The following is a 20,416-nucleotide window of genomic DNA, read 5'->3' as shown; positions in this document are numbered from 1 at the left end:
ATACTTATCCCCTTACCCAAGCTTTAATCGTGCCAAGGGTTTTACCCAAGCTACGGCCATGAGGGCGAATGCGATACGCGCCTACGGCGGCCGGTACGATAAAGGTTTCCGCGTAATGCACCACAAAGGGAGCAAAATGCCCGTCGGGGCTTTCGATCACCGCCTCTTCGCCTTCGACCAAGTTCAGCACATTGACCCGGCCCTCTGTATGGTGCAGCACCGGCTCACTAAACCAGTGGCGTCGCGTTTCGATAAATTCACGCTCATGCAGACCCGTCCGTTCCTCTTGCCAGCCTTCTCCCTCGGCAACGGGTTCAATGCGGTTCACCAGATGCTTCGTTGCCCAGTCGGTATCACATTGCCAGTTAATCACTTGCTCGCCGTGCCGTAGATGCACGGGGCGTGGTTGACCATCTAATCCCAGGCGGCCCCAATCCCACAATTTGAAAGTGAAAATGTATGGCGTAGCGCTGATCTCCAACACCATGGAGCCTGCGCCTGAGCAATGCACCGTCCCCGCAGGGATTAAGAAGTGGTCGTGTTTACGCGCCGGGAACCGGTTAACAAAACGCCGATCATCAAACGCCTTTTCGCCTCGTTGGGCCGCGGCAAGATCGGCCATCATCGCTTGCGGGTCTGTGCCATTTTTTATACCCAGGTACACGTCAGACCCCGGCTCAGCGGCAAGAATGTAATAGCTTTCATCCTGGGTATAATGCATACCAAAGTGCTGTTGGATGTATTCCGTCAATGGGTGAACCTGGAAGCTAAGGTTCTGCCCACCGACCGTGTCCAGCAGGTCAAAACGAATGGGGAATTCGGCACCAAAGCGGGCATGGACCTGCTCACCGAGTAAAGACTGCGGATACAGCAGTACCAAATCCTGTGAGGGGATCTCGACCCGAACGTCACCAAAACGCATTAGCAGGCTGTTTTCCTCGGGCACGCAGTCAAAACACCACGCGTAGTTGGCTGCCGTCGGGTCGAGATCAAACTGGTGTTTCATCCACTGGCCGCCCCAAATACCGGGGTCAAAAAACGGCACTACGCGGAATGGGCGTTGAGTCGCCTGCTGTAATCCGGCATGGAATGCCGTACCGGACACTAACGTTGGTTTACCGGCCTGGTTCGTGTCCAGTACAAAATCCGCATGCTGAAGCAACGGAGTTTTATGGCGATCGAAGACCCGCCATTCCACAAAGAATGCCCGCTTGTAGCGGCGTAACACATCTTCATCCACATTGCCCGCACCCCAGTTACCCAGCTCGCCACGGCGGAAACGCTGCTGGATTTCCCAACGGGCCATATCGGCATACACCAGCACGTCCCCTTCGGCGATCAACGCGGCGCCCGGCCCGTAGACCACGACCAGCCCATTATCGACACGTTCGATCTGGTCACGTAACCGCTGTACACGCGCAGTATCAAAAAATTCGGGCATTTCATGGCACGACAGCACGCCAAAAACACGATCATCCGTTAAATTACGCTCTATCATCGCGTGAATATGCGGTTCATCATATTTGGCCGACTCGGCGTTGATACTGCAGGCCGGTTGCAGAGGATTGATGAAATGCTCTGTGAGCTCTGCCAGATTGACCCCATGGTAGCAATCCACGATCAACAGCGTTTTGCGCAGCCCAAGAGCGGTAACTTTGCGACTGACAGCCTCGGTCACCGCCTGCCAACCTTGCCAGGCGGCGTCGTCATACCCCTGGACGGCCACTTCCGGGAACTTGTCGTAGCGCGTAGCCTGATATTGTTGCTCTGCCATATTGTTCTGCCTATGAACTGAATACATGGCAAAAGATTAATCGATTAACCTCATTTCAAACAGGCTGATTAACGAGATTAACCTCATATAACCGATAATAAACGCGTAAAAAACCGAAATCCCGTGACAGCCATCACGAATTATTTGCGCTATTTTACAAATTAAGGTTAATCGTTATACCTTAGTTTGATAGGCAGTACCCACAGGACATAAAATGAGCACAATCACCTTGGCGGACGTCGCCGCACATGCAAAAGTTTCCACCGCCACGGTATCGATGGTATTGCGCAACCGTGGGCGTATTTCGGATGAAACCCGTAAACGCGTACTGAGCGCCATTGACGAACTGGGCTACGTTTATAATCAGACCGCCGCCAACCTGCGCAACCGCAGCAGCAACCAGGTCGGCCTGCTGCTGCACGATATCACCAATCCGTTTTATGCCGAGATGACCGCAGGGTTGAGCCAGGAGATGGAACGTCATCAGTTGATGCTCTTTCTCGCTAACAGCGAAGAGTCGGCTGACCGACAGCAAAAGTTTGTCGACTCGCTGCTACAGAACAGTGCCAGCGGTATGGTGCTGTGTGCCGCCCGGCAAACGCCTACCCTGTTTTTTGAAACACTGAAACGTCGCAAGATACCGGCCATCATGGTGGTCCGCCCGGTGGCCGATGCGCACTTTGACTTTGTCGGCACTGATAATTTCCTGGGTACCCAATTGGCGACTCAGCACCTGTTGGATTTGGGGCACCGTCATATCGCGTTTATTGGGGGCTCCATCAATTCCACCACCCGCGCACAGCGGCTCGGCGGCTACACCAGTAAGCTGGTTGAACAGGGTATTGGGGTAAAAGGGGAATGGATCGTAGACAGTGAAGCCAGCCAAAGCTCAGGCGCCAAAGCTGCAGAACAGTTATTGATGGCCCACCCTGAAATCACCGCAGCGCTGTGCTATCAGGACATTGTTGCGTTGGGTGTGATGCAGACATTACGCAAGTTCAACCGTCAAATCGGCAGAGACTTTGCGCTGATTGGGTTTGATGATATTACCGAAGCGTCGTTGGTGCAGCCGGGTTTGACCACCGTATCGGTGGCCTCACGCGAGATTGGCCGTAAGGCTGGGGAATTGCTGTACAGCCGTATTCAAGGCAATGATGAGCCGCCAAAACGCATCATTCTGCCACCGTCATTGGTGATCCGGGAATCTTGCGGTTTTGCCGATAAAGCCACGCCAGCCTAAGCTGGCGGGGCAAATTAGCCGACCTGTACCGACAGCATGCTCAAAGAGCTCATCTCGATGCCATCTACCGGTATGGTGATTTCTTCCTTACCGTCCCATCCACCGAGCACATACAACAGCGGCAGATAGTGTTCCGGCGTTGGGTTCGACAGCGCCGCCCCTTCGTGCTGCATAAAATTCACCAGCGGATGGTTATTCCCCTGATAAGTCAGGTTATCCCGCACGAATTTATCAAACGATGTTGCCCACGGATACGGACTCGCTTCGCCCTGCCATTTGACCATCCGCAGGTTATGCACCACATTGCCGCTGGCGACGATCATCACCCCTTGATCACGTAATGCTGCCAGCTTGCGGCCTAGCTCATAATGATATTCTGCCGGTTGGGTACCATCGATGCTGAGCTGTACAATCGGGATATCCGCTTCAGGATACATCTTGATCAGCACACCCCAGGTACCATGATCCAACCCCCACTCGCTGACGTCTGCGGTGACGTTGACTGGCGCCAGCAGTTGCTGGATTTGCGCCGCCAATTCAGGTGAACCCGGTGCCGGATACTGCGTATCAAACAACGCCTGTGGGAACCCACCAAAATCATGGATAGTTTTCGGCTTTTCCATCGCCGTCACCGCGGTGCCACGGGTGTACCAGTGGGCAGAAACAGCGACGATAGCTTTTGGACGCGGCAACGTTTGACCCAGCCGCCGCCATGCCTGGGTATAGCGGTTTTCTTCCAGTGCGTTCATCGGGCTACCGTGACCGAGGAAAAGTGCAGGCATACGAGAGGTGTTCATACAGGATCCTTGGTTAGTCACAATATATTCTGAGGACTAGACTACGCCGTTTGTCACTGCGGCACAGCCGGATAACCGTGATGATGATTTTCAATAAATTTGAATGATTAAAGCCATAGAAGCAACCCGCAGTATCAGCCTGCGCAACTTCCCAGGTTTTTCTACCGACGTTAGCGGCAGCATCAGTTCATTATTTTCAGGCACAAAAAAGCCGCATTACGCGGCTTTTTCATATTCAGAATATCAGTCTGATATCAGCTGGCTTTCTGTTCGTGAGACTGGCGATAAGCCACCAGATCTTCGATAGTCAGCACAGTCATGCCATGCTGTTTGGCAAACAGGATAACTTCAGGTGCATGCGCCATGCTGCCGTCATCGTTTGTCAGTTCACACAACACACCGGCAGGTTTGAAACCCGCCATTGCCACCAGATCAATCGTCGCTTCGGTATGGCCACGACGGCTCAGCACGCCACCCGGCTGCGCACGCAGCGGGAACACGTGGCCAGGGCGATTCAGATCGCTCGGCTTGGCGTTATCAGCGATAGCCGCGCGGATCGTGGTCAGGCGGTCGGAAGCAGAAACACCGGTAGTCACGCCCTGCGCCGCTTCGATAGTCACGGTGAAAGCCGTCTGGAACTGACTGGAGTTGTTAGTCACCATCATCGGCAGCTCAAGCTGCTGACGGCGGTCTTCAGTGAGACACAGGCACACAATGCCGCTGCCGTGACGAATGGTCAGCGCCATCTGCTCAACGGTCATGGTTTCTGCGGCGAAGATCATATCACCTTCGTTTTCACGATTTTCATCATCGAGCACCATCACACCGCGCCCGTTGCGCAATGCTTCAAGAGCGCGTTCTACGCGTTCTACCGGCGTGCCGAAATCTGAAAGTAGGGTCTGATTCATGGTAAAAAACCTCATTAAAAAATTATGGATTACCAGAACCAGGGCGAACTTGAGGAGTAGCTAGCAATAGCTAAAAAAATAACGCAAGCGGGCGCAAACCCGACAGATACCGTTACTCTCTCCCATCCGGACTATAACCGTCGGCCCCGGAATTACACCGGATCTGCTGACCTCTAACCAAACTGCAAGAGATTGGCTGAGCGCTCGCGGGCTTTCACCGTAACAGGTGATTTACCGCCGGTGGGGACTTGCACCCCGCCCTGAGAATAAGCCTCTCGACTATAACGCTAATGATTAATCAGGGCAATTGGCAAAAGCACAATTCGGCCAGCGTCAGGGAATGCGGTTAATGGTTTATCCGGCGGGCAACTCGCATTACACTAAGGGAAAGCTATTAAACTCTGAAAGGGATACGCCATGATTGACCCGAAAAAAATTGAACAGATCGCACGCCAGGTACATGAGTCCATGCCTAAAGGCGTGCGTGAATTCGGGGAGGATGTTGAGAAGAAAATCCGTCAGGTATTGCAGTCACAGCTCACCCGTCTGGATTTGGTCAACCGCGAAGAGTTCGACGTGCAAACCCAGGTGCTGCTGCGCACCCGTGAAAAACTGGCGTTGCTGGAACAGCGTATGAGCGAGCTGGAAAGCAAGCTGAACGCCGCACCGGTAGCACCGCAGCCTGACGCAGAGTAAGTTATTGATAAGGGCGCAGTACCGCGCCCTTATTGCTGTTTCAACGCTGCCTTCGACGTCAATTGCAATACCAGCCCAATCAGCGCAAACATCCCCAGCGCATACAGGCTTTTCCAGCCGATGATCACCATCAACAGTACACACAACACCAGCCCCGTCAGCGCCATTAAGCGCGAACGTCCATGCAGAATCCGACAGCCCGCCAGCATGCACAGCAAATAAATGAACACGAAGATCCCATTGGCGTACACCAGCAACGTATCCAGCGGCAGATTCAATGTATAAATCAGCAAGGTGAATAACAGGCAGCTGCCGACCACTGCGCTGAGTGCGTTGACCGGTGCCTGCCCGGCGGACAGTTTGGCCAGCGCACTGGAGGGACGATCTTGCGCCTGCGACCACACCAGCCGGGCGAAACTTTGTGTATAGATATTCACGCTGGCAAAACAGGCCAGATAACCAATGATACAGGCCACCCACAGCGCATGCTGGCCAAACAGTTGCACCACAATACCTGGCAACGACGCAGCCGCCGCCTGATGCTCACCGTAGGCGTGAAAATGCAATACCGCCACGGTACATCCCCAGTACACCGCCCCGGCGACCAACATGCCAAACAGCAGCGCACGCGGGAAATCGCGCTCCGGGTTACGGAATTCTGTCGCCAAATGCGCAAACGCTTCCAAACCAACAAAACACCAGAACATCACTGCCAGTGCATGGAACAGATTAGGGGGAGAAATTTCGATGAACGTCGGCCAGGGAATTTGAGTCGGTGAGATCTCGCCTCGCCACCAAATAGCGGTGACCAGCGCCACCACCAAAATAGCGATCAACGTTTGAATATTGGCGCTGGAACCGGCACTGCGCATGCCCAGCAACCAGATAACAACCAGCGTGGCAATTTGCACCAACAGCAGGCCGTTGGCGCTCCAGCCGAAAGTGGCCTGCCAAAAACCGGCTGCAATCTGCAATGCCGCCGGCAATCCTACGGGGATTACCGACAAAAACAGCCAGCCGGTCACTTTCGCCATGCGCGGACCAAAGGCCAGGCCGACGAAGTGCGCAGCCCCCCCGGCACTGGGGAAATGACGCCCCAGAGCCGCAAAGGTAATAGCAATAGGGAAAACCAGGGCAATCAGCACCGGCCACGCCCACAGGCTATCGCCCTGCGCCACCTGAGCCGCCAACGCCGGAACGGCAAATACGCCGGTACCCAGCAGTGAAGTGGACAATAGCCCAACGCCCTGCGCCAAACTCAGCTCTTGCTTCAGTCCACTCACTGCTCACCGCCGTTTATCCGTCATACTTCAAGTGGCATCCGCACACATGGCCAGTAACTCGCTCAACCTCGTAGCGAATCAGCCGGTGCCACCTTGATACCACTCGAATTATTTAGGCGAAATTAGCCACGTCCGTCTTTGATTGCCTTGATGATGTTGGTGGTCGACAGGCCGTCTTCAAAGTTCAGCACTTTGACGTCGCCGCCATTGGCCCACACCTCAGTGCTACCGGCGATATCTTCAGGCTTGTAGTCACCGCCCTTCACCAGCAGATCTGGCAGGATATCGGCGATCAGGCGTTGTGGCGTGTCTTCTTCGAAAGGCACCACCCAGTCCACAGCTTCGAGTGCACCCAGTACAATCATGCGGTTTTCCAAGGCGTTAACCGGGCGGGTTTCGCCCTTCAATCGTTTGGTAGAAGCATCACTGTTTACCGCTACGATCAGGCGATCGCCCAGTTTGCGGGCATTCGCCAGATAAGAGACATGACCGGCATGCAGAATGTCGAAGATGCCGTTGGTCATCACAACTTTCTCTCCGCGCTGACGAGCTTGCGCCACAGCGGTTTTCAACTGGGCTTCGGTCATCACGCCAAAGCCGGTTTCAGCCCGACCGCGTACCGCATTTTCCAGTTCTATCGGTGAAACGGTAGACGTACCCAGCTTGCCCACTACCACACCGGCAGCGGCATTAGCCAGGAAACAGGACTCTTCCAGTGTGTTGCCGGCAGCCAGTGCCGCCGCCAGTACGCCGATAACCGTATCGCCGGCACCGGTAACGTCGAACACTTCCTGCGCCAACGTTGGCAAATGCAGCGGTGCAATACCCGGCTGCAACAGCGTCATACCGTGTTCGGAACGGGTCACCAACAGGGCAGAAAGCTCAAAATCCGCGACCAGCTTCATGCCGCGTTCAACCAGTTCAGCGTCGTCTTTACAGTGGCCTACCACCGCTTCGAATTCGGACAGGTTTGGCGTCAGCAGCGTCGCGCCGCGATAACGTTCGAAATCAGATCCTTTAGGATCGATCAGCACAGGGACTTTGGCAGCACGAGCCAGTTGGATCATGCTCTGCACCTGGCTCAGCGCACCTTTGGCGTAATCTGACAGTACCAACGCGCCAATCTGCGGCAATGCCTGCTGAATACGTTCCAACAGTGGCTGCGGATCGACGTTAGAAAAGCCTTCTTCGAAATCGAGACGAATTAATTGCTGATTACGCGATAGCACGCGCAGCTTGGTGATGGTCGGGTGCGTCGGCACCGAGACAAAATCACAGCGCACGTTCACTTCGTTCAATTTGGCGCTCAGCGCACGCGCCGCATCGTCAATACCCGTCAGGCCTACCAAGCGTGAGTTAGCACCCAGCGAAGCAATGTTCATCGCCACGTTAGCCGCACCGCCAGGACGCTCTTCAATGGTTTCAACCTTGACCACCGGCACCGGCGCTTCCGGTGAAATGCGGCTGGTCGGCCCATACCAATAGCGATCCAACATGACGTCACCCACCACCAATACCCCGGCGCGGCGAAAATCAGGCAGTGTAACTTTCATCCGATAACTCCAAAAAAGTACAAAATTTTAGTGGCGCAGATATTACCACAGACGTTTGTAATAGCGGCAAAACGTATTGCGCAACTGGCCTGCTCAGCCCAGCCACTTCGCCCAACTGGCGCGGACTTGCTCACGTTCGGCAACGAATTGCCCATTACTGACCTTGCTGGAATGCTCTTGCAACGCCAGGTGGTGGATCTCATCGCGCATGGTGACATACGCCTGAGTCAGCGCACGCGCTTCCTCTTCCGGCATGATGTCGTAATTGGCCATCAGTTCGAAAATACGCACGTTATCAGACCAGCGCGTCAGGCGCGGTTCAGCCCCCGCATAGCCTAAGACCAGATACTGGGCAATAAATTCGATATCGGTGATCCCGCCTTCATCCGCTTTGATATCAAAGAGATCGCGTTGCTTGCTGCCAAGATGATTGCGCATTTTCTCCCGCATCTCGCGGACCTCGCGCCGTAGCGTTTCCGCATCACGCGGTTTGCACAGGATCTCACGACGGATAATGTCAAACTGCTGATGCAACGCCGGATCGCCATGCACAATGCGCGCCCGCACCAGCGCCTGGTGTTCCCAGGTCCAGGCTTCGTTTTGCTGATAATCCGCAAACGCCTCGACGGTACTGACCAACATGCCCGCCGCACCCGATGGCCGCAGGCGGGCATCAACTTCATACAATATGCCCGACGAGGTACGGGTACTGAACAGGTGCATCACACGCTGTGCCAGACGCAGATAAAATTGGCGACCATCGATGCTACGCTCCCCGTCAGTCATCACTTCCGGTGGGCAATCCAGGATAAATACCAAATCAAGATCAGAACTGTAACCCAGCTCCCACCCGCCCAGCTTGCCGTAGCCAATTACCGCAAAACCGCGCCCTTCGCGCTCTTGCAAATGCGTCGGCTGGCCATAACGTGAAACCATGTCATTCCACGCCTGCTGCACCACCGTATCGATGATGGCTTCAGCCAGATAAGTGAGGTGATCGCTCACTTTCATTACCGGCAACGCGCCCGAGATATCTCCTGCGGCAATGCGCAATTGTTGGGCCTGCTTGAACTGGCGTAACGCCTCCAGTCTCTGCTCTTCGTCGTCTTCGGGTACCCGTAATAGGTATTGGCGTAGTTCGCTACGATAGGCATCCGGGGCCACCGGCTGGTACAGCGTCGCCGGGTCCAGTAGTTCATCCAACAGCAACGGATAGCGCGACAGTTGGTTGGCAACCATCGGCGAAGCCGCGCACAACCGAATCAAATGGCTAAGTGCCGCATGGTATTCCACCAGCAGTTCAAGGTAGGTGGTGCGGGTCACGATACTCAGTAATAACTGAGTCAAACGCAGCAAGGCCGTCGGCGCATCCTGACGCGGGCACACTTCCGCCAGTAATCGCGGCATCAGTTGGTCAAGCACGTCTCGACCACGTGGCCCTATGGTGCGTTTGTCGACGTCATGACGGAATTCAGCAATGGTGCGCAACATTTGCTTGCGCGCATCTTCGTCCAGGTGCGGCGTCAACGGCGCCAATTCGTTTTCTTCCAAGGCATCCTGCCACAAGCTGTGGTAGTTCTGATAATCAGGATCTTCACCAACATCCGGGCTATCGTCGCCAATCAAGTCGTTAAATACGGCCCTTACCGCTTGCATATGCCCGTCGAGCGTGGCCAGCAGTGCAGACCAATCGCCGAACCCCATCCCCCAAGCCAAACGCGCCTGATCGAGTTCATCTTGCGGCAGTGTTTGTGTCTGTTGATCGGCAATCGCCTGCAGCAGGTTTTCCAACCGACGCAGGAACAGGTAACTGGCGCTCATTGCCTGTACCTGTTGGGGTTCCAGTAATCCCAATTCCCCCACGGCCTGTAACGTCGGCAGCAGCGAGCGCCCCTGCAATGCAGGCTCACGCCCACCACGGATCAGTTGGAACACCTGAGTGATAAATTCAATTTCGCGAATGCCGCCGGCGCCCAACTTGATATTGTCTTTCAGCCCGCGCCGCCGCACCTCACGCGCAATCATGCCTTTCATATTGCGCAGTGACTGGATCACGCTGAAGTCGATATAGCGACGGAAGACAAACGGCCGCAGGGTTTTGCGTAACTCCTCGCTGTAAACGTCTTCTGAACCGCCCATCAGCCGCGCCTTCACCATCGCATAACGTTCCCAGTCGCGCCCTTGCTCCTGGTAATAGTCCTCCAGCGCGGCAAAGCTCATCACCAACGGGCCGCTGTCGCCGAATGGCCGCAGCCGCATGTCCACGCGATAAACAAAGCCGTCGATAGTTTGTTGATCCAGCGCTTTGATCAGCCGCTGCCCCAGACGGGTGAAGAACTGGGCGTTATCCAGTTCACGCCGTCCGCCCTGAGTTTGGCCGTTTTCCGGGTAAGCAAAGATCAGATCGATATCGGAGGAAAAATTCAGCTCGCCGCCGCCCAACTTCCCCATACCGAGGATCAGCAACGGCTGTGGCACGCCCTGCGCGTTGCACGGCGTTCCCCATTCACGGCAGCAAGTTTGGTACAACCAATCGCGAGCGCTGACAATTAGCGTCTCCGCCAACCCACTCAGCTGCAACAGCGTCTCTTGCGTGCTGCATAGCTCTTGTGCCTGCGCCCAAGCGATCCTCACCAGCGTCTCGCGGCGGAACAGGCGCAGTACGCGCATCAATTGCGCTTCGTCGCGAACCTCTTCCAAATCATCCTGCAGCCAGGCGGCGTAATGCTGCCACTCGCCCGCCACCGGCGGTTGTTTGCGCAACGTCTCTAGCCATTCCGGCTGATTGAGTAACATGTCACAGACAAAGTCACTCGACGCTAAAACCCGCTGTTCCTGATCGCTGAGCGCGCAGCCCGCGCCCTGAGTTTCCTGAAAACGCTGCACAATGTTCTGTGCCTGAGCCTGTAACGCTGCTGAGAGTGGCAACATAATGAATGATCCGTTTTGCGGCCCGCGCCTCGCAGGCCAGCTTAATTAGCGGAGCGCGCCATTTAACCAGAATGGCGCATGCAATAAGGCTTGCTTGCGGCTACCTTCGTACCAGCCCTGGCGCCGCTCGGCTATCGCCAGCTGCAGCTCACGCCAGCCGTCGATATAGGGGCCGGTTTCGTCGTCAGGGTAAGCACCTGACAGCAGGATAAATGCCGAGATCTGACGCGTCAGACGCGGCAACTGTTCTTCGTATTCATCATCGTTCAGCGTACGGGTAAAAGCGTCTTTCAGCTCCGCAGCGCTACGCCCCAGCATAATGTCACTGAAACGTTTGAAAGAACCGTCAAGTTTGGCCTGCGCCTTGGCGTCAATGAACGGGCGCCATGCGCCAGTCACCAACCAAGATGTGAGCGCCAACTTACATTGTAGATACTCTGCGCTGTAGCACAGCACCTGTGGCTGAGTGGTTTTATCGATCAGCAGCGGCTCCAGCGCCGTCAATCGGGCGCGCAGATCGGCGCTGGCCTTGCGCGGAACCAGGCCGCCGAAGATCACCAGAGCCTGACGGATCAGCGCAATCGCCTCCATAACGGAACGGCGTGCCTGAGCATCGCCGCGCAACCACAGTTCTTCGTGGTACTGCCAATGGCTCAAACCCCATTCAAAACTGGCGATCATCCCTTGTTCAACGCTGGACTTGGCGGCAGGCTTCAATACCGCCAAAGGGCGTCGCTCGCGCGGGGCATTGCCTTGTGCCAAATGATAACCGCGCGCCGCTTTACTCAGGCTACCCTGGCGCAGGCCGCCGTGTTCTGCCAATGCGTTGGCCAGCGCCAGCAAATCTGCGGTATTCCCGGTTTTAAGCTCAAGTTCGATCTCACACAGCGCTTCGCTCAGCTCACCTGCCTTCACTTCACCCTGGTCAAGCCCCACTTCTATCTCGCTCTTACCGTAAGTGACCACCCACTTTTCACGCACAAAATCGGTACGGAACAGCGGTTGGAGCGCCTGTTGCAGAGCGTTGATATCACAGCCCTGTGGCCAGATATCTGCCGGAAACTGTGCCAGTGCCAGTTCTGGCGTGGCAATCGCGACATTGTATTCCGGGCGCTGATGCAAGCCTGCGACGACTTTACCGGCGGTTTTGATGGTCATTTCATAGCTGTCATCAAACCCGCGGATACGCAGCCCCATGTCATGACCACGCAGAAAATTATCCGCGGTTTCGAAATAAATATTGGTCAGTTTTTGCGGTGCGGAATGTTGGTTCGGCCAAACCGCCAGTTGCTGTGGCAACGCGGCAACGGCATCCGGGGTAGCAATAAATTTCAGTTCTATTTCAACGGTCATAAGTCTTTAACACCAATAAGTTACGCATTCGCGTCAGCCTTCACGGCGGCAAGCCTTACCTGCCACGTTCTGCCCGGCGACGCACAGTTACCCTTATCTTACCGCGATTCCCGGCGCCTTAACCCTGCTAACTGCAGAAAAAACCTGTTACGTTATAAAACACCGCGCAACTCACAGAATCTGCCACAGTAAGATAGTTCTCATTCCGGTTTTTGCGTTGCGTCGTCAGACTGAACGCTCTACTATCGTTCCCATAAATTCACACAGAAACGATGAACTAATGCAGAAATTACGCCTAATTTGCCTTGCCGTGCTGAGCTTCAGCATCACTTGGGGCGCACATGCCGAAGATAAGCGCTATATCTCCGATGAACTGAATACTTACGTCCACAGCGGCCCGGGTAATCAGTACCGTATTGTCGGTACCTTGAACGCCGGTGAAGAAGTGACCCTGTTGAGCGTAAATGACAGCACTAATTATGGCCAGATCCGCGATGCCAAAGGCCGCACGACCTGGATCCCACTGGATCAACTTAGCCAAACGCCAAGCCTGCGTACCCAAGTCCCTGCGCTGGAGCAACAGGTAAAAACCCTGACCGACAAGTTGGCTAACATCGACAACAGCTGGAACCAACGCACTGCGGAAATGCAGCAAAAAGTGGCGGGCAGCGACAGCACCATCAGCGGCCTGCAACAGGAAAACCAGGATCTGAAAAACCAGCTGGTCGTCGCACAGAAAAAGGTTAACGCGGTTAACCTGCAGCTTGACGACAAACAGCGCACCATTATCCTGCAGTGGTTCATGTACGGCGGCGGTGTCGCTGGCGTAGGCTTGCTGCTTGGCTTGTTGTTGCCACACCTGATCCCACGTCGTAAAAGCAACAACCGCTGGATGAACTGATTTTCAGTCTCCTTCGGTTTGAAATCGGGCGCCTGTGGGGCGCCCTTTTTATTGGCGCCAACATCCAGCCACCAATTCATGTAATCTGATAGACAGAGCCTTAAGAAAAATTCAGGAGTTAACCGTGAAGATTTACCTGGTCGGCGGCGCTGTCCGCGACAGCTTGCTTGAGTTACCGGTGTTTGATCGCGACTGGGTGGTGGTGGGTGCCGCGCCCTCAGAGCTGATAGCACTGGGGTATCAGCAGGTCGGTAAAGACTTTCCGGTTTTTCTCAACCCGGAAACTCATGAAGAATATGCGCTGGCCCGTACCGAACGAAAGTCCGGCCAGGGCTACACCGGGTTTACGTGCTACGCCGCACCTGACGTCACGCTGGAAGAAGATCTGCAACGCCGCGATTTGACCATCAACGCCATCGCTCGAAGCGCCGACAGTGAACTGATCGATCCTTTCCACGGCGTAGCCGACCTACAAGCACGCGTACTGCGTCATGTGTCTGACGCTTTTGGTGAGGATCCCTTGCGAGTGCTGCGCGTGGCGCGCTTTGCCGCCCGTTTTGCTCATCTGGGCTTTACCATTGCCCCAGACACCCTTGCGTTAATGCGTCAAATGGCACGCAGCGGCGAATTGGTCGCGTTGACGGCCGAACGGGTATGGAAAGAAACGGAGAAGGCGCTGCAAAGCCAAAGTCCGCAGGTGTACTTTCAGGTGCTGCGAGACTGTGAGGCACTGAGCGTGCTGTTCCCAGAGATCGACGCTTTGTTCGGTGTGCCGGCCCCCGAAAAATGGCACCCGGAGATCGACACCGGCATTCACACGCTGATGACGCTGGCTATCGCTGCCCAGCTTAGCACTGAAGTTGACGTTCGTTTTTCGGCGCTGTGCCATGACCTCGGCAAGGGGCAAACGCCAAAAGAACACTGGCCACATCACCATGGCCACGGGCCAGCCGGTGTTTTGCTGGTCGACGCTCTCTGCCAGCGGCTGCGGGTTCCTAATCCAGTGCGCGATCTGGCTAAATTGGTCGCCGAATATCACGATCTGATTCATACCGTAAACAAGCTGCGCCCAGAAACGTTGTTGAAGCTGTTTGACGCGATCGACGTCTGGCGCAAACCACAGCGCCTGGAACAGATGATCCTCACCAGTGAAGCAGATGCCCGTGGCCGAACCGGATTTGAAAATAACCCTTATCCGCAGGGCGACTATCTGCGCCGGGCTTTCCAGGTGGCAAATGCCGTCTCGGTAAAAGAGGTGGTGGCTAGCGGACTGCAAGGGTTAGCCATCCGCGACGAACTCAAACGTCGACGCCAGCAGGCACTGGCAGACTGGAAGCAAACGCTGGATACTCCACAGGATCAGGCATAAAAAAACCCCGCAATGCGGGGTTTTTTATTGGCGAATCGCTTACATGAAGACCATGTAAACCACTCCGGCAACGATAAAGCGATAGATAGCGAACGGCACAAACGAAATACGTTTGATCAACGACAGGAACGTCTTGATCGCAATCAGCGCCACAACGAAAGCGGTGGCAAAACCGACCGCGAACATCGGTAAATCGCCCATGGTCAGGAAGTGCAAGCTCTTGTACAAATCCAACGCGCTGGCACCAATCATCATCGGCACTGCCAGAATGAAAGAGAACTCCGCAGCCGCGTAACGGTTCACCCCGACCAACATACCACCGGCAATGGTGGAACCTGAGCGAGAGAACCCCGGCCACAGTGCCAGGCATTGGAAGCAACCAATCATAAATGCCTGTCGATAAGTGATGTCATCCAGCCCTTCCGCACTCGGTTTCTTCGGTTTCAGCCATTCTGCAGCCAGGAGCAGGAAACCACCGACGACCAGCGCATACATCACGTTTTTCGGCGCGAACAGCGATTTGATGAAATCATGGAGCAACAGCCCCAGCACCACCGCAGGGATCATCGCCAGCAAAATATGGCCCAGTTTCAAATGGCCCGTCGTTTTGCCTTCGTGCTCAACCGGTTTGCCACCAAAATGAATGCCGATCAACCCAAACAGACGGCGCCAGAACATCACCACCACTGCCAGAATTGACCCCAACTGGATGATTACCTCAAAGGTTTTAGCCTTATCTCCGGTAAAACCCAGCCACTCGCCCACAATGATCATGTGTCCGGTAGAAGATACGGGTAAAAATTCAGTTAATCCTTCGACAACCCCAAGAACAAACGCAATAAACAGTGAATGCATGTCCGCCATGTGCTTCGATCACCCTATAAATTTACGGCTATAAACATAAAAAAGCGGCAGTGTTCAATACATTGCCGCTAAAACTATTCTCAGGTTCGGACCAAATTAACGGTCTTAAGTTGCATCTTTATGACAGAACGTCACGCCGGGCGAGTACCGCGCTCAATGATCACCCCAACCCGGTTGGCATGTGCAACTGCGCCCGGTTTGCTGACCTTAATACGGACCCACGGGGAATTGAAGCGCTGGAGTAATATTTCAGATATTTCCTCTGCAACCCGCTCTACCAGCGCAAAGCGATTGGGCTCCACGTGTTGGATGATGGCTTCACTAATATCGGCATAGCTCAGGCAGTCATTCACATCGTCACTGGCAGCAGCGCGACGGTTGTCCCAGCCCATTTCGATATCGAACACCAACTTCTGGCGAATGTTTTGTTCCCAGTCATAAACGCCAATGGTAGTAATTACGGTAAGCTCTTCTATAAATACGATATCCATCACGTCATTCTCTGTTTTTGGCCTTGCCGGATACCACTTCCAGCGGAATATGCGTATTATCCATATATGTTGCGAGTAAAACGACCCTTATTAAACGGAACCGCGTTATGAGTGCTACCGCGCTTGGCATGATTATCTTCGCGTATCTGTGTGGCTCAGTTTCCAGTGCGATCCTGGTTTGCCGGATCGCCAGGCTGCCCGATCCGCGTGCAAATGGCTCAGGGAATCCAGGGGCTACCAACGTCCTGCGCATCGGCGGTCGTGTCGCCGCGGCGGCAGTGCTGGTGTTCGATATTTTAAAAGGGATGCTGCCGGTCTGGCTGGCATACAAGCTCAATGTCCCACCGTTGTACCTGGGGCTAACGGCGATCGCCGCCTGTCTGGGGCATATCTATCCCGTATTCTTCCACTTCCGCGGTGGCAAAGGCGTAGCAACGGCATTTGGCGCCATCGCGCCGATCGGCTGGGATCTTACCGGCCTGATGACCGGCACCTGGCTGCTGACCGTGTTGCTCAGCGGCTACTCTTCACTCGGTGCCATCATCAGCGCGCTGATTGCTCCGTTCTACGTCTGGTGGTTCAAACCGCAATTTACCTTCCCCGTGGCCATGTTGTCGTGCCTGATCCTGATGCGACACCATGACAATATCCAGCGCTTGTGGCGCGGCCAGGAAGGGAAAATTTGGGGTATCTTCCGCAAAAAGAAAACCGATGCGGTAGAACAGGACGAGAAAAAAGAAGAGTGATCAAAAAGGCCGGAACTCTCCGGCCTTTCTCATATTTATACTGCAGGCAGTTCCGCCAGCGGCCAACGCGGCCGTACCGAAACACCCAGCTCCGGGTTGGCTCCGCTTTTCAACCGCACCAGGCCTGCATAAGCGATCATCGCGCCGTTATCCGTGCAGAACTCCGGACGGGCATAGAACACTTCACCGCCACGTTTTTGCATCATTTCCGCCATTTTGACCCGTAGCGTACGGTTGGCGCTGACGCCGCCGGCCATGACCAAACGTTTAAAACCGGTGTGCTCCAGCGCGCGTTTGCATTTGATCGCCAACGTATCGACAACGGCATCCTCAAACGCCCGCGCGATATCCGCCCGCGTCTGATCGTCATTGCCGCTGGAGCGGATAGTATTGGCCGCAAAGGTCTTCAGACCGGAGAAGCTGAAATCCAGACCGGGACGATCGGTCATCGGGCGCGGGAAGGTGAAACGACCCGCAGTACCCTGTTGCGCCATTTTTGACAGCATCGGGCCGCCAGGATAGTCCAGCCCAAGCAGCTTGGCGGTTTTATCGAAGGCTTCACCGGCCGCATCGTCCACTGACTCACCCAGCAGTTCGTACTGACCAATGCCGGTCACGCTGATAAGTTGGGTGTGACCACCGGAAACCAGCAGTGCAACAAACGGGAAAGCCGGAGGATTATCTTCCAGCATCGGGGCCAACAGGTGACCTTCCATGTGATGCACCGGCACCGCCGGCACATTCCAGGCAAACGCCAATGCGCGACCAATGGTAGCGCCGACCAGCAGCGCACCGACCAGGCCTGGCCCGGCCGTATAGGCAACGCCGTCGATATCGGCTGCAGTCAAGTTCGCTTCCTTCAACGCCGCCTGAATCAAAGGTACGGTTTTACGCACGTGATCGCGGGAGGCCAGTTCCGGTACCACACCGCCATAATCGGCATGCAGCTTCACTTGGCTGTATAATTGATTGGCTAATAAACCGGTCTGATCGTCATACACTGCAATTCCGGTTTCATCGCAGGATGTTTCTATACCCAGTACTCGCATTACATTTCCCATCATTCACGTGCGGCCGTCAGTTTAGCACAATCAGGCCTGTTTACCGCCAGCACAGCGCATCTTGTCCGAGGTTATAGGCTATGTTGATGATTCCAGCCATAAATGCCGGTTTGATTAAAAACGAGCATTTTTTTCTGATTAGTCTATAATCAGCGCCCGATGCAAAATTGCGCATGTTTTACCAGGGTGGCCGCAGGTTTCAATTTGCTGTGGTGCTTTACAAAGCAGCATCCGTTGAAGTAAAATTCCGCACCATTTTGAAATTGCTGGCGCTTGGCCAGCAGCAAACCGAATTTTATTGAGGTGAGAGGCACATGCCTGTAATTAAAGTACGTGAAAACGAGCCATTTGACGTTGCTCTGCGTCGTTTCAAACGCTCTTGCGAGAAAGCAGGCGTTTTAGCTGAAGTTCGTCGTCGTGAGTTCTATGAAAAACCGACTACCGAACGTAAGCGCGCTAAAGCTTCTGCTGTGAAACGTCACGCGAAGAAACTGGCTCGCGAAAACGCACGCCGCACTCGTCTGTATTAATTCTTCGGGGGTAACCCCGCCGCGTGAATTTCTGATTTTAAAAATCGCGCAGACTGAGTAGTTGCATACGAAGGCCGTGCTTTCCGAAAGGAATGCGCGGCTTGTTCTCGTTTATAGGCTAGTAAAGTAAGGGCTTATGGCTGGACGAATTCCGCGCGTATTTATCAATGACTTGCTGGCTCGCACCGACATCGTCGATCTGATCGACGCACGTGTAAAGCTCAAAAAGCAGGGCAAGAACTATCACGCGTGCTGTCCGTTCCACCACGAAAAAACGCCTTCATTTACTGTTAATGGCGAAAAGCAGTTTTACCACTGTTTTGGTTGTGGTGCGCACGGTAATGCCGTCGACTTTCTGATGAATTACGACAGACTTGAGTTTGTTGAAACCATCGAGGAGCTGGCGACCATGCACGGACTGGAAGTGCCTTACGAGGCAGGTTCCGGGCCAACCCAAATCGAACGTCATCAGCGCCAGAGCCTGTATCAACTGATGGAACAGCTCAGCGCGTTCTATCAACAGTCACTGCATCAACCTTCCGGTGCGCCGGCGCGTGATTATCTGCAACAGCGCGGGTTGAGTGACGACGTTATCCGCCATTTCGCTATCGGCTTTGCACCTGCCGGTTGGGATAACGCCTTAAAGCGTTTTGGTCGCGATGCCGACAGCCGTAGCGCATTGAACGATGCCGGCATGTTGGTGACTAACGATCAAGGACGTTCGTACGATCGTTTCCGTGAACGCGTGATGTTCCCTATCCGCGACAAACGCGGGCGAGTGATCGCCTTTGGCGGTCGCGTATTGGGTGACGGTATGCCGAAATACCTGAACTCGCCGGAAACTGAAGTATTCCACAAGGGTCGTCAATTGTACGGCCTTTATGAAGCACAACAGAGCCACCCTACCCCGCAACGGCTGCTGGTAGTGGAAGGTTATATGGACGTGGTGGCGTTGGCGCAATACGGCATCGATTATGCCGTCGCCTCGCTTGGGACTTCAACGACAGCTGAACATATTCAGCTGCTGTTCCGCGCCACCGATAACGTTGTCTGTTGCTATGACGGTGACAGAGCCGGCCGTGAAGCGGCCTGGCGTGCGCTGGAAACTGCGCTGCCCTATCTCAACGATGGGCGTCAGCTGCGGTTTATGTTTTTGCCTGATGGCGAAGACCCGGACACCTTGGTACGCAAAGAAGGTAAAGAGGCCTTCGAACAACGAATGGAGCTGGCGCAGCCGCTTTCCACTTTCCTGTTCGAAACCTTGATGCCACAGGTTGATTTGAGCAGCCCGGACGGTCGCGCCAAGCTGAGTACGCTGGCACTACCCCTGATCACTCAAGTGCCGGGCGAAACGTTGCGCTTGTACCTGCGCCAACAGCTCGGCAGCAAGCTGGGTCTGCTGGACGATAGCCAGCTCGACAAGCTGATGCCCAAGCAGGCTGAAAATGCGAATACTTATCAGGCGCCCCAGCTAAAACGCACAACCATGCGTATACTAATAGGGCTACTGGTACAAAATCCGCAACTGGCTACACTTATCCCTTCACTCGAGGGGTTAGAGCAGACTAAACAGGCGGGGTTACCGCTGTTTGTCGAGTTGGTGCAAACCTGTTTGGCCCAGCCAGGCCTGACAACCGGTCAGTTGTTGGAGCAGTATCGCGACAACAAATTGAGCCAACAGCTTGAAACCTTGGCGACATGGAACCATATGATCGTTGAGGACAGGGTCGAGCAGACCTTTTTGGATACCTTAGCTAGCCTCTATGACTCGGTACTGGAGCAACGGCTGGAAACATTGATCGCGCAGGCCAGAACGCACGGCCTCAGCCCAGAAGAACGTGAAGAAGTCCGTTCTCTTAACCAAGTGTTAGCAAAGAAAAACTAATTTTTGACCAAAATGATTCATGTTTAGGCTGCCA

The 20,416-nt window shown here is 54.6% G+C and carries 17 protein-coding genes and 1 riboswitch; of the genes, 7 read left to right on the top strand and 10 right to left on the bottom strand.

From position 1 onward, the window contains the following. Positions 1 to 4 precede the first annotated feature (4 nt). Entirely contained in the window at positions 5 to 1,774 is a 1,770-nt protein-coding gene (locus JOE25_RS17440) for a class I mannose-6-phosphate isomerase (protein WP_209637288.1), read from the bottom strand. Between the two features lie 214 nt (positions 1,775 to 1,988). On the opposite strand from JOE25_RS17440, the gene JOE25_RS17435 reads away from it, so the two are divergent. Beyond that, on the top strand, positions 1,989 to 3,014 hold the full coding sequence (locus JOE25_RS17435; RefSeq protein WP_209637286.1) for a LacI family DNA-binding transcriptional regulator: 1,026 nt from the start codon (positions 1,989 to 1,991) through the stop codon (positions 3,012 to 3,014). Between the two features lie 14 nt (positions 3,015 to 3,028). On the opposite strand, the gene ygiD is transcribed toward JOE25_RS17435, so the two are convergent. Both ygiD and ribB read right to left on the bottom strand, forming a co-directional pair. Then, positions 3,029 to 3,811, bottom strand: coding sequence for a 4,5-DOPA dioxygenase extradiol (ygiD, locus tag JOE25_RS17430; RefSeq protein WP_209637284.1), 783 nt, complete (start codon positions 3,809 to 3,811; stop codon positions 3,029 to 3,031). A gap of 254 nt (positions 3,812 to 4,065) precedes the next feature. Further along, entirely contained in the window at positions 4,066 to 4,719 is a 654-nt protein-coding gene (gene ribB, locus JOE25_RS17425; protein WP_209637282.1) for a 3,4-dihydroxy-2-butanone-4-phosphate synthase, read from the bottom strand. Positions 4,720 to 4,829: 110 nt separating this feature from the next. After that, a riboswitch (FMN riboswitch) is annotated at positions 4,830 to 4,991 on the bottom strand. A gap of 145 nt (positions 4,992 to 5,136) precedes the next feature. Between ribB and ubiK the strand changes: the two genes are divergently transcribed. After that, a complete protein-coding gene (ubiK, locus tag JOE25_RS17420) occupies positions 5,137 to 5,415 on the top strand; it encodes a ubiquinone biosynthesis accessory factor UbiK (RefSeq protein ID WP_209637280.1) in 279 nt (92 codons plus the stop codon). Between the two features lie 29 nt (positions 5,416 to 5,444). On the opposite strand, the gene yjeH is transcribed toward ubiK, so the two are convergent. The 4 genes from yjeH to JOE25_RS17400 form a co-directional block, all read right to left on the bottom strand. Continuing rightward, the gene (yjeH, locus tag JOE25_RS17415; protein ID WP_209637278.1) at positions 5,445 to 6,698 is read right to left on the bottom strand and encodes an L-methionine/branched-chain amino acid transporter; all 1,254 of its coding nucleotides are present in this window, start codon (positions 6,696 to 6,698) and stop codon (positions 5,445 to 5,447) included. Positions 6,699 to 6,820: 122 nt separating this feature from the next. Further along, positions 6,821 to 8,251 carry a bifunctional D-glycero-beta-D-manno-heptose-7-phosphate kinase/D-glycero-beta-D-manno-heptose 1-phosphate adenylyltransferase HldE gene (gene hldE, locus JOE25_RS17410; RefSeq protein ID WP_209637276.1) on the bottom strand — a complete coding sequence of 477 codons (1,431 nt, stop codon included), beginning with the start codon at positions 8,249 to 8,251 and terminating at the stop codon, positions 6,821 to 6,823. A 93-nt stretch (positions 8,252 to 8,344) separates the two neighbouring features. Beyond that, positions 8,345 to 11,182, bottom strand: coding sequence for a bifunctional [glutamate--ammonia ligase]-adenylyl-L-tyrosine phosphorylase/[glutamate--ammonia-ligase] adenylyltransferase (glnE, locus tag JOE25_RS17405; protein WP_209637274.1), 2,838 nt, complete (start codon positions 11,180 to 11,182; stop codon positions 8,345 to 8,347). A 45-nt stretch (positions 11,183 to 11,227) separates the two neighbouring features. Then, positions 11,228 to 12,535: an inorganic triphosphatase gene (locus tag JOE25_RS17400; protein ID WP_209637272.1), complete on the bottom strand. Its 1,308-nt coding sequence runs from the start codon at positions 12,533 to 12,535 to the stop codon at positions 11,228 to 11,230. 280 nt (positions 12,536 to 12,815) lie between these two features. On the opposite strand from JOE25_RS17400, the gene JOE25_RS17395 reads away from it, so the two are divergent. Together JOE25_RS17395 and JOE25_RS17390 are read left to right on the top strand one after the other, a co-directional pair. Beyond that, on the top strand, positions 12,816 to 13,436 hold the full coding sequence (locus tag JOE25_RS17395) for a TIGR04211 family SH3 domain-containing protein (protein WP_037416495.1): 621 nt from the start codon (positions 12,816 to 12,818) through the stop codon (positions 13,434 to 13,436). A 124-nt stretch (positions 13,437 to 13,560) separates the two neighbouring features. Beyond that, on the top strand, positions 13,561 to 14,805 hold the full coding sequence (locus tag JOE25_RS17390; RefSeq protein WP_209637270.1) for a multifunctional CCA addition/repair protein: 1,245 nt from the start codon (positions 13,561 to 13,563) through the stop codon (positions 14,803 to 14,805). 39 nt (positions 14,806 to 14,844) lie between these two features. On the opposite strand, the gene bacA is transcribed toward JOE25_RS17390, so the two are convergent. Together bacA and folB are read right to left on the bottom strand one after the other, a co-directional pair. Beyond that, the gene (gene bacA / locus JOE25_RS17385; RefSeq protein ID WP_209637267.1) at positions 14,845 to 15,669 is read right to left on the bottom strand and encodes an undecaprenyl-diphosphate phosphatase; all 825 of its coding nucleotides are present in this window, start codon (positions 15,667 to 15,669) and stop codon (positions 14,845 to 14,847) included. 131 nt (positions 15,670 to 15,800) lie between these two features. Next, positions 15,801 to 16,160: a bifunctional dihydroneopterin aldolase/7,8-dihydroneopterin epimerase gene (folB, locus tag JOE25_RS17380; RefSeq protein WP_209637248.1), complete on the bottom strand. Its 360-nt coding sequence runs from the start codon at positions 16,158 to 16,160 to the stop codon at positions 15,801 to 15,803. A 107-nt stretch (positions 16,161 to 16,267) separates the two neighbouring features. Here folB and plsY point away from each other — a divergent pair, with 107 nt between their 5' ends. After that, on the top strand, positions 16,268 to 16,906 hold the full coding sequence (gene plsY, locus JOE25_RS17375; RefSeq protein ID WP_209637246.1) for a glycerol-3-phosphate 1-O-acyltransferase PlsY: 639 nt from the start codon (positions 16,268 to 16,270) through the stop codon (positions 16,904 to 16,906). Between the two features lie 35 nt (positions 16,907 to 16,941). On the opposite strand, the gene tsaD is transcribed toward plsY, so the two are convergent. Next, on the bottom strand, positions 16,942 to 17,955 hold the full coding sequence (gene tsaD / locus JOE25_RS17370; RefSeq protein ID WP_209637244.1) for a tRNA (adenosine(37)-N6)-threonylcarbamoyltransferase complex transferase subunit TsaD: 1,014 nt from the start codon (positions 17,953 to 17,955) through the stop codon (positions 16,942 to 16,944). Positions 17,956 to 18,281: 326 nt separating this feature from the next. Here tsaD and rpsU point away from each other — a divergent pair, with 326 nt between their 5' ends. After that, the gene (gene rpsU / locus JOE25_RS17365) at positions 18,282 to 18,497 is read left to right on the top strand and encodes a 30S ribosomal protein S21 (protein ID WP_001144069.1); all 216 of its coding nucleotides are present in this window, start codon (positions 18,282 to 18,284) and stop codon (positions 18,495 to 18,497) included. Between the two features lie 136 nt (positions 18,498 to 18,633). After that, a complete protein-coding gene (gene dnaG / locus JOE25_RS17360) occupies positions 18,634 to 20,382 on the top strand; it encodes a DNA primase (protein ID WP_209637242.1) in 1,749 nt (582 codons plus the stop codon). Positions 20,383 to 20,416: the final 34 nt, after the last annotated feature.

The organism is Serratia sp. PL17, assembly GCF_017832355.1.
GTDB lineage: Bacteria > Pseudomonadota > Gammaproteobacteria > Enterobacterales > Enterobacteriaceae > Serratia.
Note: the sequence above shows the minus strand (reverse complement) of the source record. Positions and strands in the feature narration are given on the sequence as shown.